Annotated in this window: 12 protein-coding genes; 5 read left to right on the top strand and 7 right to left on the bottom strand. The window is 42.9% G+C overall.

Translation table 11 applies throughout. The features are described from left to right. Positions 1-160: 160 nt before the first annotated feature. Positions 161-1516, bottom strand: coding sequence for an MATE family efflux transporter (locus tag P22_RS07010; protein ID WP_054259517.1), 1356 nt, complete (start codon positions 1514-1516; stop codon positions 161-163). A gap of 342 nt (positions 1517-1858) precedes the next feature. Between P22_RS07010 and P22_RS07005 the strand changes: the two genes are divergently transcribed. The 4 genes from P22_RS07005 to P22_RS06990 all read left to right on the top strand — a co-directional run bounded on the left by P22_RS07005 (position 1859) and on the right by P22_RS06990 (position 4849). Beyond that, positions 1859-2473 carry a TetR/AcrR family transcriptional regulator gene (locus tag P22_RS07005; RefSeq protein WP_054259516.1) on the top strand — a complete coding sequence of 205 codons (615 nt, stop codon included), beginning with the start codon at positions 1859-1861 and terminating at the stop codon, positions 2471-2473. Positions 2474-2655: 182 nt separating this feature from the next. Continuing rightward, a complete protein-coding gene (locus P22_RS20430) occupies positions 2656-2802 on the top strand; it encodes a hypothetical protein (RefSeq protein WP_156318880.1) in 147 nt (48 codons plus the stop codon). A 592-nt stretch (positions 2803-3394) separates the two neighbouring features. Beyond that, on the top strand, positions 3395-4009 hold the full coding sequence (locus P22_RS06995) for a hypothetical protein (protein WP_054259514.1): 615 nt from the start codon (positions 3395-3397) through the stop codon (positions 4007-4009). Positions 4010-4027: 18 nt separating this feature from the next. Further along, positions 4028-4849 (top strand): LPP20 family lipoprotein, encoded by an 822-nt coding sequence (locus tag P22_RS06990; RefSeq protein WP_054259513.1) that lies wholly within the window; start codon positions 4028-4030, stop codon positions 4847-4849. Positions 4850-4956: 107 nt separating this feature from the next. Here the strand turns inward: P22_RS06990 and P22_RS06985 are convergent, their stop codons facing one another. Further along, a complete protein-coding gene (locus P22_RS06985) occupies positions 4957-5562 on the bottom strand; it encodes a ferritin-like domain-containing protein (RefSeq protein WP_054259512.1) in 606 nt (201 codons plus the stop codon). A 169-nt stretch (positions 5563-5731) separates the two neighbouring features. After that, positions 5732-6808, bottom strand: coding sequence for a type II asparaginase (locus tag P22_RS06980; protein ID WP_054259511.1), 1077 nt, complete (start codon positions 6806-6808; stop codon positions 5732-5734). Positions 6809-7089: 281 nt separating this feature from the next. On the opposite strand from P22_RS06980, the gene P22_RS06975 reads away from it, so the two are divergent. Then, the gene (locus P22_RS06975) at positions 7090-8205 is read left to right on the top strand and encodes a GerAB/ArcD/ProY family transporter (RefSeq protein WP_069972784.1); all 1116 of its coding nucleotides are present in this window, start codon (positions 7090-7092) and stop codon (positions 8203-8205) included. Positions 8206-8421: 216 nt separating this feature from the next. Here the strand turns inward: P22_RS06975 and P22_RS06965 are convergent, their stop codons facing one another. From P22_RS06965 to P22_RS06950, 4 genes are all read right to left on the bottom strand, one after another. Then, positions 8422-9591, bottom strand: a complete 1170-nt coding sequence (locus P22_RS06965; protein WP_054259508.1) for a Ger(x)C family spore germination protein — start codon at positions 9589-9591, stop codon at positions 8422-8424. Between the two features lie 36 nt (positions 9592-9627). Next, the gene (locus tag P22_RS06960; RefSeq protein WP_216598041.1) at positions 9628-11364 is read right to left on the bottom strand and encodes a spore germination protein; all 1737 of its coding nucleotides are present in this window, start codon (positions 11362-11364) and stop codon (positions 9628-9630) included. Between the two features lie 297 nt (positions 11365-11661). Beyond that, the gene (locus P22_RS06955; RefSeq protein WP_235814578.1) at positions 11662-12633 is read right to left on the bottom strand and encodes a type I phosphomannose isomerase catalytic subunit; all 972 of its coding nucleotides are present in this window, start codon (positions 12631-12633) and stop codon (positions 11662-11664) included. A 92-nt stretch (positions 12634-12725) separates the two neighbouring features. After that, on the bottom strand, positions 12726-13589 hold the full coding sequence (locus P22_RS06950) for a ketose-bisphosphate aldolase (RefSeq protein WP_054259506.1): 864 nt from the start codon (positions 13587-13589) through the stop codon (positions 12726-12728). Between the last annotated feature and the right edge of the window lie 10 nt (positions 13590-13599).

Here is a 13599-nt window from a genome sequence, read left to right as displayed (position 1 = left end):
AACACGATCCGCGAGATAGGGAGGATGATGGTATGACACTACTCAAAGAAGCCATCCTCTTCCCCTTGTGATTTAATCCTGATAATCCCATGCCAGTAAATGTCCCAGTATTCTTGCATTATAACCGCTCTTCACATCATCAATTATTTAGTCAATCAAGCTAAGCCTTTCCTTCCTCATTGATATAAACGATTTGATGTTTAAAGTGCCGATGCAATAAGAATCCCGACAACACAACCGTAACAATTTCTGCGATAGGAACCGTCAGCCAGATGCCCTGAATGCCAAATAAAACTGGTAACACCGCAATACCGGCCGCTATCCATAAGAGCCCTTTGCTCAAAGCGATGAATACCGCCTTCTTCGGACTGCCAATGGCTGTAAAATAACCGGCTACAACGATATTCAAACCATTAACGAGAAAGGCAAACGCATAGAGCTTTGCACCATACACAGCGAAAGCAAGCACCGCTTCATTTCCTTCATTTAAAAACATAGCAATGACTTCTTTGCTAAAAATAAAAATCGCCATAAAAATACCCACACCAATCACAAAAGCGGCAACAGAAACCAACTGTAAGGCCTTTTTCACACGCTCTATCTGCCGGCTACCATAATTGTAGCTGATGATTGCCCCCACGCCATCGGATAATCCGATCAGTACATTATTACCCATAAACGCCAAGTAACTAATGACGGTAAAGGCAGCCACACCGATTTCACCCACATAACGCATCAGCGTAATATTGAATAAAAAAGTGGTAATCCCTGTACCCATTTCGCTCAGTCCCCCGGATAAACCGCTATAGAGAATATGTCCGGCCGCATGTTTATCAAAACTGCCGGCAAACGGTTTTAGCACCGCCTTTTTAGCAAAGAACGGCAGGACCGCCATAGCAAATGCAATAATAAAACCAATCCCCGTAGCAAAGGCCGCCCCTTTAATGCCCAATGCAAACTTTGCAATCAGCAGCCAATTAAACAACATATGACTGCCGACGGCAATCACCAGGGCCAGCATGGCATAAACAGGCATAGCTACCGTTTTCAATGCATAATCCAGCACCATCATCAGCGCCAAAAAGGGCAAAAATAACCCTAAATAACGAATATAAGCGGCAACCTGCGGCATTAAATGTTCATTGGCTCCCAAAAAATACGCAATCTGAACAGGAAAGAGTATAGCGGCTGCCGTAAACAGCAGCGAAACTCCGCCGGCGAGCACCACCGCTGTTGTAAAAGCGGTATTGGCTGCCACGGCACTGCCCGCCCCCAGTTTTCTGCCAATCAGGCTTTGTGCACCAATGCCGATAATCACACTAAGCGCAAATAAGAAACTACTGAAAGGCATCGCGATATTAACGGAAGCCAAAGCATCAGCCCCTATATAGCGGCCTACAAATAATCCGTCCACAATTGTATTCAGGCCTAAAAACAACATGGCTGCAATAGTCGGAATACTATATTGCAAAAATAACTTACCAATACTTTCTGTACCCAAAATATTTTCTTTCATATGTACCACCCCATATAAAGGACTAAGTTTAGAGCAGCTCAAAAGTTCAAGCAGGCAAAGCCCAATCACATTTCGTAGTAATCAAGACCTGTATGGCAACTTGCCAGGCAACGTCCGCGTAAAGGTCCCTCACTTGGCGGCCTGCTCTTTTTCAGCTAAGGTTAATGTATTATTTCTGGCTCGGGCATCTCCAGCATCATTACCTAACTTTTTTCTTGACAATACAGATATTATTTTTATAAAATTATACTGACCTAGGTCAGTTACGACACTATTACTATACTATTTTCGCATCTTTTATGCAATAGGAGCGAAAATACCAGTTAAGAGGTGACTAGCATTATGCGAATCAGAAAAGATCCCGAAGTCCGGCAGACAGAGCTAATTGATGCGGCCTTGGAGCTATTTGGTTCCGCCGGCTACGAAAAGACAATGATTATCGATATTGTAAAAAAAGCCGGCGTGGCCAAAGGAACCTTCTTCTACTACTTTCCCACCAAGGAAGCCATTCTGGAGGCTATCTGCACGCGCTGGGCCACCGAACTGGCCGCTTCCTTCCAGTTAAAAAGCGGACAGCTTACCGCATTAAACAAATTGCAATCCTTCCTTTTGCAGTTGTCTGTTTCCGGTCAGGTTGATGATCTCTTTGACAGACTATGGAATGAGAAACAATTCAACCTAGTTTACCAAATCTGGCAACGGCAGGTCGAAACCGTCTTTAACCCTCTTCTGTCTGGCATAATCCAGCAGGGAAATCAGGAAGGAACCATGCATGTGGCCTGTATAAATGAAACCATTGCTTTCTTCTGGAGTACGCTAGATTGCTTATGGGAAGCTATTTATCTCAAAGAGCCTTCTGAAGTTCTTCTCAAGAAAGTAAAAATTGCCGAAGCCGTGTTGGAGCGAATTCTGGGAATCAAGGAAGGAGCATTCGAATTATCCATTGCCCAGCTGTAGATTGCGTAGGAACTGCGCATCTTTTTTTGCTCCATTACTGACCCAGGTCAGTTAAAAACCGACTTAATTCTTGGAAAGTAAGCAATTATGAACCTGAACAAAACTTTGATTTTATGGGGCATGGCCTTATCTTTTGCGGCAACCTGCTATATGCCGGCCGACGCAGCTGACGATAACCGACAGTGTCAATGGAAACTGTGGTTGTCGGCGGCATGACGATTGCAACCGCTTTAGGCATTTTCCTCATCCCGGTATTATTTGTGGTGGTGGAATGGATTGTGACCAAATTGCATGGGAAGAAAAAGAAAAAAGAAGCCTGTTCAGTTTAAATGTTACTTATGAGCCAGATCATGCGCTGCCTGCGGAATTATCCAGGTTCTGATTTGGAGCAACTTTATTTTATAACAAAAATCACTTCATAAAACTAAAAGGCGCCCCGAAGGGCGCTAAGGGAATTATTATTACTAGGACCAATCATGTTTAAACTCATGGTGACACTTTGGACAATGGCAGTGATCATCAAACCAGTGGTCACAATGGGGACACTTATGACAATGTTCCTTGCATTCCCAATGACATTTAGGACACTTATGGGGAAATTTGTGGCCACACCACGGACAGCGTATAAAAAACGGTTCACAGAATTCTAAATCACAACCCATCTTTTTATCAATCCTCCTTTGTTATATTACATAATATGTTGCTTAATAATAAAATGTTCCTTCTATATAGTTTAGTGCTTCCGGTGAAGTTGACGGATATAATCTGAAACAGCGAATGAATTACATCAGTTCCTGCTAAATTCATGCAAAATTTAGCAGGAATTTCCTTGCAGATAGTCAAAAATAGTTAGCAGTGGATTGCATGCCTACATGCTTTCTCCCAAAAGTAAAGTAATTCAACTTAGATAGGGATGATGCTATGAGAATCATTGGCGTGCTATTGTTTTTAGTATGCATACCTCTGCTTTGTTTTGCTGAAACCCGCTATATAACCGCAACCGGAACGTATATTATGGGTGATGGCGAAACACCGGCTGCAGCCCAGGAAAAGGCGCTGCTTAATGCCAAGCGCTCAGCCATTGAGCAGGCAGGGGTTTATATCGAAAGCTATAGCAAAACGGAAAATCTTCAGCTTACCAGAGATGAGGTCAATGCGCTGTCGTCCGGAGTCCTTCAAATCACCTCATCCAAAGTACAACGGGCTTTAACCAGCGACGGCGCATTATCCTTCTCTGCGGAAATAACCTGTTTGGCCACCATAGACGATATTTCTGCCATGCGCCAACGGCTAAAAGAACTTCAAGCTTCTCCGGCTCCATCATCTGATCGCCCGCTTTCTGATCCGGTTTCCAAGAAGATGCCTGACGGCAGTGAAATCAATTATAATCCGCTTTTGGATCAGCTAACAATCTATAAAGACGGACGTCAAATTATGATTTACGCCAATGTCCGCGGCTTCGTTCAAACTAACGATACACAGGTAATTCACATGCTGGACATGCTGGGCGTCGACTGGAGAGCGTTGTTACATTAACTATTGAGGAGGGTAACTATGCGAAAAATATGGATGCTAACCATTTTGCTTATGACTTTTTTTTCAATGTTTACATTTAGTTTTGCTGCAAACAGCGTTTCCTTTGAGCAGGGAACCATTGAAGCCACCGGTATCGGCCTACCGCCGTCCGGTACCTACGGCACACAGGGTACCGCCCTGGCCAAACGCGCCGCCATTGTGGACGCTTACCGGAACCTGGCCGAGATCATCCAGGGCGTTCAGGTGAATTCCACCACGACCATACACAATCTGCAAATTGAGAGTGATGTAGTACAGACGAAAGTATCCAGCCTGATCCAGGGAGCTAAGATTGTGGGTGAAGCCGCCCGGCCGGATGGATCATATCAGGTGACAATGCAGCTGCCTATGTACGGCAGCAACAGCCTGGCTGCGGTGGTGTATCCGGCCATCATGGCGGAAAAAGCCCCGGAGCCTCTTCCCGCTCCCAGTTCCCCTGCAGCGCTATCAAACAGTCAGCATTACACGGGAGTTATCGTGGATGCACGCGGTCTTGGTCTGGAACCAACTTTTTCACCGGGTATCTATGATGAATCCGGCCGCCATATTTATGGACATAAATATATCGATGCCGACTATGCAATACAATACGGCATGGTAGAATATACCATCAATGATGCTATGTATGCCGAGGCGGTTAACGGAAAGGCCAGGGCGGGCTCCTCCCCTTTGATCGTCAGGGCGGTAGGGATTAAGGACCGCTGCAATGTCATTATCAGTGTCGAAGAGGCCGATAAGATTATCTCGGCAAGTCAGGCAGACAACTTTTTAGCCAGATGCGCTGTCGTATTCAGTCGTTAGCCGGGCAGATTCCAAATTGAGTTAATAGTAGTATTCGAACATAAACAGGGACCCCTTTCCATTTGAAGGGAGTCCCTGTTTATCATTCCGGATTGTAATAAACGTTGTTAATCTTCTTGCGCCATCGGTTCATGCGTGATTTTAAACAATGCCGCGGTAAACTCTGCCACATGTTCTTTTTCGTCGTTCATAAGCTCACAAAAATGATCTCTTACACCAGAATCTACAGCTTTATTCATATATTCCTGATATTTATTAATCGCATGAAGCTCGTCTTGTAACGCTTTGGTCAGACACCGTATCGCCGGCATGTCTTTTTTCCCGGGTGGGGGAACGTCAACATCTTCCTCTTCTTCGTTGATGCCGGGAGGCCCCCATTTGGGCTTTCCGATCGGCGCCCTCTGCATCACAAGAAAATCCAGGTCTTCCTCTTCGAGCATTTGGGCCTGTACCGGATCTAATGATGATATCAACCGCATGGTTTCCATATAATGCTGCATTTCATCTTCAGCCACATGTAAAAAAAGTTTCTCCAGACAAGTCTCCATTGCACAGGCTAGGTAGTCTGCGATGGCTCCCCGTTCATCCGCGGCTGCATCTCTAAGCAGGTATAAATCAGAATGATTGGGGCATTCCTCATCATCAAGATCAAATGTATCTGAATCCGGACAGCTATAATCGTATTCCGAGGAACAATATTTGTGTCTAGACATAAGTATTCCTCCTATAGGTTAGATCAGTATTACTATATACTATTACATTTGAAACGTAAAAGTGCATTACTCCTGATTCCATCTACAGGTTGCCCAAACACAGGTGCAAACCAATAGGCTTTAATCGCCTTTACCGCTTCCTGTGTATTCCGGCAAGGGCACTTTTGTTTCAATATTCATTAAACATTCTCTGTATTTCAGCCAGATCCGTTGTCTTGGTTAAAGCCAGTTGCAGTAAAACACGTGCTTTTTGTGGATTTAAATTATCCCCATCTAAAAAATGCTCGGCTGTCCACTGTGCCGAAGAGGGTGTTACAATTCCATTTCCGGTACGGGAACTGCGAACAATAACAACACCTTTTTTCTGTGCATCCACTAAAGCCGGCTCGGCATTACGATGAATACTTCCCATTCCGCTGCCTGCATAGACAATTCCCCTGGCTCCGGCGGCTACAGCCGCGTCAATTAAAGCCCGGTTTTCATTAACATGTGTATAGATAATCTCTACATCAGGAAGCTCTGTTAGATTCCTTACATCAAACTCGGTATCTTTCGTATGTTTTCGGGTAACTTTACGATAGAAATAGGGCTCACCATCATTAAAATAACCTAAGTACCCGAGTTCGGGTGCCTTAAAGGTGCTGACATGGCTTGTATTCGTCTTGGTTACATCACGTGCGCCGTTAATTTCGTCGTTCATCGCCACCAGCACACCCTGGCCGGCAGCCGATTTACTGGCTGCCAAACGCACTGCATTCAGTAAGTTCACCGGCCCATCCGCGCTAATTGCCGTTGCCGGACGCATAGCACCAACTAAAACAACCGGTTTATCGCTTTTAACCACCAGGTTAAGGAAATATGCTGTTTCTTCTAAAGTGTCTGTACCATGGGTAATAACCACACCGTTAATCTTCGGATCAGCCAATAGTTCGTTTGTACGTTTAGCAAGCTTCAACCAAACTTCGTCGGTCATATCGTTACTGCCGATATTTGCAATTTGCTCGCCACTGACATTTGCATATTGCCTAATGGCCGGGACCGCGTTAATTAGTGTCTGAATGCGGATTTCCCCTACCGTATAACCTGTCATTTTTGTATTAGTAGGTGCACTTCCGGCTATTGTACCCCCGGTAGCCAGAATTTTAATATTCGGAAGCTGGTTTTGCTCCAACGCATGTACTCCCTGTACCCCAATAAACAACATGTACATAACTGTCAATAAAATAAACCATTTTCTTTTAAACATCATTATCACTTCCCTTTATATTCCAAACATCTCTGATTTGTTATTACATTTATATGTTAAGACACAGCGTTATAATACATAATGTCAATATCCACCGGAATTCTTTCCCATAGTGGTGGAATGTAACGTAGTTTTTACTCTTATTCCACCAACTGCCTAGTGAATCAAATCTTCATAACAAGTAAAGACTAATGCTGTATGTCAACAAAATGGTTAAAGTATTCCCTCAGTATCGTCCATTAACCAAACAAAAGAAGAATCGAAGAAAGGTTAGCAGAAAAATGGAACGCATCGATAAATATCAGCTATTTTGCTTAATAGCGATATTCGAAATAGGAAGCACAACTTTATTCGCATTAGGAATAAAAGCAAAACAAGATGCCTGGCTTACTATTATTATTGCAATGTTTATCGGCATCGCACTTGTGTGGGCTTATACCGAACTTCAAAAGTATTATCCTGACAAAAATCTTGCTGAAATCATAATTATATTACTAGGTAAACCTCTGGGGATTCCCCTATCACTACTATATGCTTATTATTTTATTGAATCGAGCGTACTTAATTTTAGTGAATTCGGTTTTTTGATCAAACTTACACTTCTTCCAAACATACAATTCCAAGTCATCGAGGGTGTCTTTCTGCTTCTTACCGCTTACTTTCTCATGTTAGGGGTCGAAGTGATTGGTCGTACAGCTCAAATTACCCTCCCGACACTGGTTATCTTCCTGTCTAGCATTTACTTGCTGACAATTTTATCGGGGTCCACAGACCTACAAAATATTCAACCTGTTTTAGGAAACGGCATAGAGCCTATTTTAAAAGCAGTTTATCCCGATATCGTAATTGTTCCTTTTGGAGAATCGGTACTTTTCCTGATGTTTTGGAGTTATGTAAATACGAAGAAAAATATTCGCAAAATATCGATATTGGCCCTTGGCGTTATAGGTTTTATAATTTTATGTTCGATAGTTATCATTATTTCAGTACTGGGAGTCAATTATGCCGGCATCGCAACCATACCTTTACTGGAAGTTGTCAAATCGATAAAGATAGGTGAAGTCATAACTAATTTTGAGCCACTGGCCATATCGAACATTTTCCTTGGGGGTTTCTACAAAGCACTTTTAAACTTATTGGGCGGTATTATAGCTCTCTCAATAGTATGCAATATAAGCAATCGATTACTCATTATCCCGGTAGTTTTTATTACGTTTTTCTTAGTCATTCAAACTATTCCCAACCTCATGTTTCACCGATTTATCGGTTGGAACGTTTTTGCCCGGGGGATTCACGTATTATTCCAAATTTACATTCCTATCTTATTATTGCTTATTTGTTGGCTACGCAGGAAGCGTGTATTAAACATTTGTAAAGAATCAAATGATAAGCGGTGAAAAAATGCCAAATCTTGAACAAATTCAATATATGTTATCTATTGCCGGATTGGGCCCGAGTATTCTTTTCCTGGGTGGATGGCTTTACACCGTTGTCCTGATCTTGGTACTCTTATATCATGCTATCCGATTCATCCTAAATTTTTTATCTTCTAAAGAAAAATTATAGCTTGGAATGCCTCCGATTTGCCAAACGTGTAGTTAAACAACCTTACTCTACTCCTCCGGCCACAAAGGTTTCTGTAATAACGCTGTTCTTCTAAGCTTTATATCTACGTTGACTGTATACTGAACAGTAGGAAATATACTGTCCCATTGATCTTTTATATCCTTCCACTCCTTAGGATATTTTCTATGTAAAGCCGCCCCAAAGCCTAAAATATCGGAATAATAACCTTTTTGAACCCGGTCAATTGTATTTCGAATTACGTCTTCAATATACGCATTTTGCTCCTTTTCAACAGCATTAATAAGTTCCAATTTAGTAAAATCGACCATTCCCTGCTGTTCGTTAATGCCCCCTTCTCCCTCCACGTTAATAGCAAACACAACATCCCCGTTTACAAGGGTAGGTCTTATATTGCTCTTCACGTTATCTAGCGTAATAGAAATCAATTTATCTTTTTCCGTTGGAGAAGGAACGCTAATAATTCCTCCCTTTATCTTTCCATTTATCAAGTTAAATCCCTGAGACTCTTTCTCATCAAGGTATCCCACTAATTTATCCTTTTTAAATACTGCCGTGCCGGAAAACTTAGTACTCTTTTCCTCAGGCTTTTGGCTCTCACTAGAAGAGCTTTGTTCTCCAATTATTACCACCCCGGCAACCGGGTCCACTTCCCCGCCGGTCAGCTTTATTATCATGTCTAAAACACTCGGAGCACTTGCTTCAAAAGTTCTATTTTCAACAATATTCTTTAATGAGTAGGCTTGTGTAGCTTCCAGCCCGTATTTTGTATTTAATATTTCTTTGGGATTTGTACCTTTCGCTACAATAAACCATGCTAAGCGGCGCACCTCGGGCGATGTTGCTAATAACTCTAAAACTGGTTTAATCCCTTCCCTGGCAAGCTGTTCACTAATAACAACGCTCTGTAAATGAGCCAAAAAGGGTTCTCTATCGAAGTCTTTTTCAATGTTGTTAATAGCTTCTGATAATGTCCTTCCCCGACTAGTGACAATTTCTGTAGGTGGTTCCTGAACGCCGCCTCCTTCCCCTTTTGCCAGCACAGTTGCCCTTATCATTTGAGTAAACACAATATATTCTCCCGTATTACCATCTTTATCTATGCCCATACTGCCAACAATTCCATTTTGATCTAACGCTTTACCGCCACACCCCGCTAAAAACAGCATGCAGAATATACAGGTTAAAACATTTTTCAAGTCTTTTCACCTACGCATTATCAATTGTCCGATTGTTTATTTACCCGACTTTTCGGATTTTCCCCATGTGATTAATTGGCTTCGGAACTTTCTCGCCCATAATGGCGCTATTATAAATGTATCCTTCAATCCCGTACCGCCGGCAGGAGCCATAGGACCCATATACGGTACGCCAAAGGATCTTAATGAACATAAATGTCCCAAAACCATCATTAAACATACTCCGATCCCAAAGAAACCCAGTATTGTACTAAATACAATAAAAAGCAATCTTAGAAATATAATACTTCCTTGTTGGGTAGGGACCAGAAAATTGGTAATCCCTGTCATTGCTGCTATGATAACAACGTGAGCACTAATAAGCCCTGCTTTTACGGATAAATCGCCCATCACCAATGCTCCGACAATGTTAAGGGCTTGCCCAAGTTTACCCGGCATCCGGATACCAGCTTCCCTGAGTACTTCGATCATAATGCCTGTAATTAAAATTTCGACAAAAGGAGAAAAGGGAACTCCCTCACTGGCTGCCGACATTGTGATCAAAAGTAGATGCGGAAGCATAGCGGGATGAAAGCTTGCTACTCCCACGTATAAAGAAGGAAGTACAATAGTGAGAAAAAAGCCCAAAAACCTAATTAACCTAATTAACGAAGAAAATAAATATCTATTATAATAGTCTTCCGAAGCTTGAAAACTCTCGGTGAATAAGTAAGGAATCGTCAAGACAAAGGGGGTACCGTTGACAAAAATGGCCACCCTTCCTTCTAAAAGTTTTGCTGCAATCTTATCTGGCTTTTCGCTGTTTCCAACTGTGGGAAATAACGAGAAAGGGTCGTCCTCTATAAGAGCTTCAATATAGCCCGATTCCAGAATTGAGTCAGTATCAATTCTATTCAGCCTTATTTTGACCTCATTGATAAGGTTAGGATTTACAATCCCCTTAATATAAGCTATATTGATTTCCGTATGTGTTTGTTTACCCAGCTTAAATGATTCAAAAACGAGTTTTGGGTTTTTAATTATTCGCCGGACTAAAGCGGTATTATCGCGGAGGACTTCGACAAACCCTTCACGCGGTCCCCGGACACTTCTTTCGGTATCAGGTTCTTCGACATTTCGGGCATTCAACTCTGCCGCACTTACAGAAAGTGCGGTATCACTGCCATCAACAAATAGAACCGTTTTCCCTGATAAAATTGCATCTAAGACCGCGTTAAACGTTGTTATTTCTTTCGTGTCAGCGGCACTAAGGGAACCGCTATGTATTAAAGGCCTGACAATACCTTCATCAATGAGCTGTTTATCTCCTAATCCGTCAATGAAACAAACGAAAGCTCCGGTTTGTTTTCCGCCCCCGATTTCAAATTCCCGGTAAATGATATCTTCACTGCCACCTAAAATCTCTTTCAAATTTTGTAAATTGACTTGCAATTTATTGTCAATTAAATGTCCGTATTCACCATATTTCTCTTTTTTGTTAGCTTCGCCTGAATTATCACTACCAGAACTAACCTTCGTCAATTCACTTTTCAGCAACTGAATTTCTTTATTCAGAAACTTTGTCTCGTGGGCCAATTGTCCGGATCGTAACGCTGCAATAGTTTGCTCAGTTATGGCTAATAGTTTTCGGGAACATGTAAGTAAAGCCTCCAATTCACGAATGGAAGCAGTTAATTCCATATCTTTGGATCGCGGCTCATCAATTTCTTTCGTTTCGGCTTTAAAATAGTTTTTTATTTTACTGAGCAATGTATGAATCAGGCTGTTTCTCATTTGCTTTCCCTCAGCCACTTGATTTTTATAATTTTAACAGAGTTCTTCTTCTCCTTGATATAGGTTGCCACAAATAACGATATGAGATCTTCCTTGCAGACATTTAATAAAATTTACTAATTTGAGTTTTCATATTCACATATCGGATAGCGTATAATAAAGTTCACAAAAAAGAATAGGAAAAACCATCGGTAACTCCCTAAAGGTAAGTGTCCAATAAGGAGTTAAAAACCGATGGCTTAGTATCATTCTAACGTACCTTTAGAAAAATGGATTGTACCGTTAAGTTGCCGGGATCTATTGGATCCGCAGCAAATGGAGCTCACCCATAATCTCCACCGACTCTAAACAAGCCGGCACTAAAACCGTTTCACCGGCCTGTACCGGAGTAGACACACCATTACCCACGACCTGACCGCTCCCCTGCAAAATGCAGTACACCAGAAAATGGCCGCCGGAGTAATCCCGTACCAATGGTTTTACCTGCCACTTCCGGACGGAAAAATAGGAACAGGTAATGCTGTCTTGCGTAAAATTCAAGGGCGGCTGCTCACCAAAAGAAATCACCTCCAGCGCTTTCTCGATGTGAAGTGCCCGCGGCTTGCCGTCAGGCCCGGTACGGTTGAAGTCATGAATGCGATAGGTGAGGTCCGAGCTTTGCTGTACTTCGCAGACAACAACCCCTTTCAGCAGTGAATGTACCGTTCCCGCCGGGACTAAAATCAGGTCCCCCGGGCATACGGCAACGCGGCGCAAAACGGGTTCCACAGCCCCGCTGGCAACAGCCTGTGAAAATATTTCCCGGGTAACCGTATCAGAAAGTCCATAGATAATTTCCGCTCCCGGCCCGGCGTCTACTACATACCAGGCTTCGGTTTTTCCTCTTTCGCCCTCTACTCTCCGGGCATATTCATCTCCCGGATGTACCTGAATGGATAAATGATCATTGGCATCGATATATTTTATTAATAACGGGAATTGCGCCTGCCCTGCATAAGCTTTGCCTAAAATGGTTTCCGGCTGCTGTTCGATCACTTCCTGCAAGGTCTTTCCCTGCCAGATTCCATTGTTGATACAGCTCATACCCTGTGGATGGGTACATAGTTCCCAGCTTTCTCCGATCCGGGAAGAGGGCAACTTCCTGCCAAACAAGCTCTCCAAGGCCCGCCCGCCCCAGATCATCTCCTTATAAACCGGTTTGAATTTTAGCGGATACACCCAATTAAACGCCTCCTCCCTTCGGCCTATTCTCCGTTTTCTGCCATGCATGTAAGTAACCTCCCATATCCCTTTCCCCGACATGGGAGGTTTGCAACTATATCTATCTGTTTGTTATTATAAATAGCAATTTTCGCTTAATGTTATTGATAATATTTTACTTTATCGGCATCATTGAATAGGTCGACTTTATGATATACAACGCTTTTCATTGCTTCAATGCAGGGCGGATAGATGGTGTTAGGCTCGCGGATGACCGGATCCTGCAGCACTTCACGGCATTTTTTATAAAACGCATCCTTGATATCACTGGATATATTGATTTTGGATATCCCAAGCTTTACCGATTCGGCGATTTCCGTATCGGAATTGGCCGAGCCGCCGTGCAGTACCAGCGGTATATCAACCATCGCTCTGATTTCCTTTAATAAATCCAGCCTTAACTTAGGCTGCATATTTTTGGGGTAAATGCCGTGTGATGTGCCGATGGCAATCGCCAGGGTATCCACACCGGTTCTGGCGACAAATTCTTTCACCGTATCCGGTTTCGTATAGATAATTTCGTGCGTACCGGCCTCGCCGCCGTTGCCGGTTGTCCCGATTGTTCCCAGCTCGGCTTCCACGGAAACATTAACGGCATGGGCCACTTCAATGACTTTTCTGGTAATAGCAACATTCTCTTCAAAGGACAGCAGCGAGGCGTCAATCATTACGGAAGTAAAACCGCAGTGAATAGCTCTGATGATCTGCTCAAAACTCCCGCCGTGATCCAGGTGGATGACTGCCGGAATCTTGCTTTTTATGATTTCTTCCCGTACGCCGGCAATAAAGCTGTCCTCAACGAAGGACAATTCATCCGGGTGAATTGCAATAATCACCGGAGCCTTTTTTTCCCGGCAGGCTTCCATAACGCCTTTTAATATCATGCTGCTGCTTACATTAAAAGCCGGTACGGCAAACTGATGTTTTTGCGCCACTGACAGCAACTCTTTCATATTCATTAGCATAGTCTTTTAT

The sequence above is a fragment of the Propionispora sp. 2/2-37 genome, assembly GCF_001298735.1.
In the GTDB taxonomy this organism is placed as follows: domain Bacteria; phylum Bacillota; class Negativicutes; order Propionisporales; family Propionisporaceae; genus Propionispora.
The sequence above is the reverse complement of the archived record's forward strand: the minus strand, read 5'-3'. Positions and strand labels throughout refer to the sequence as shown.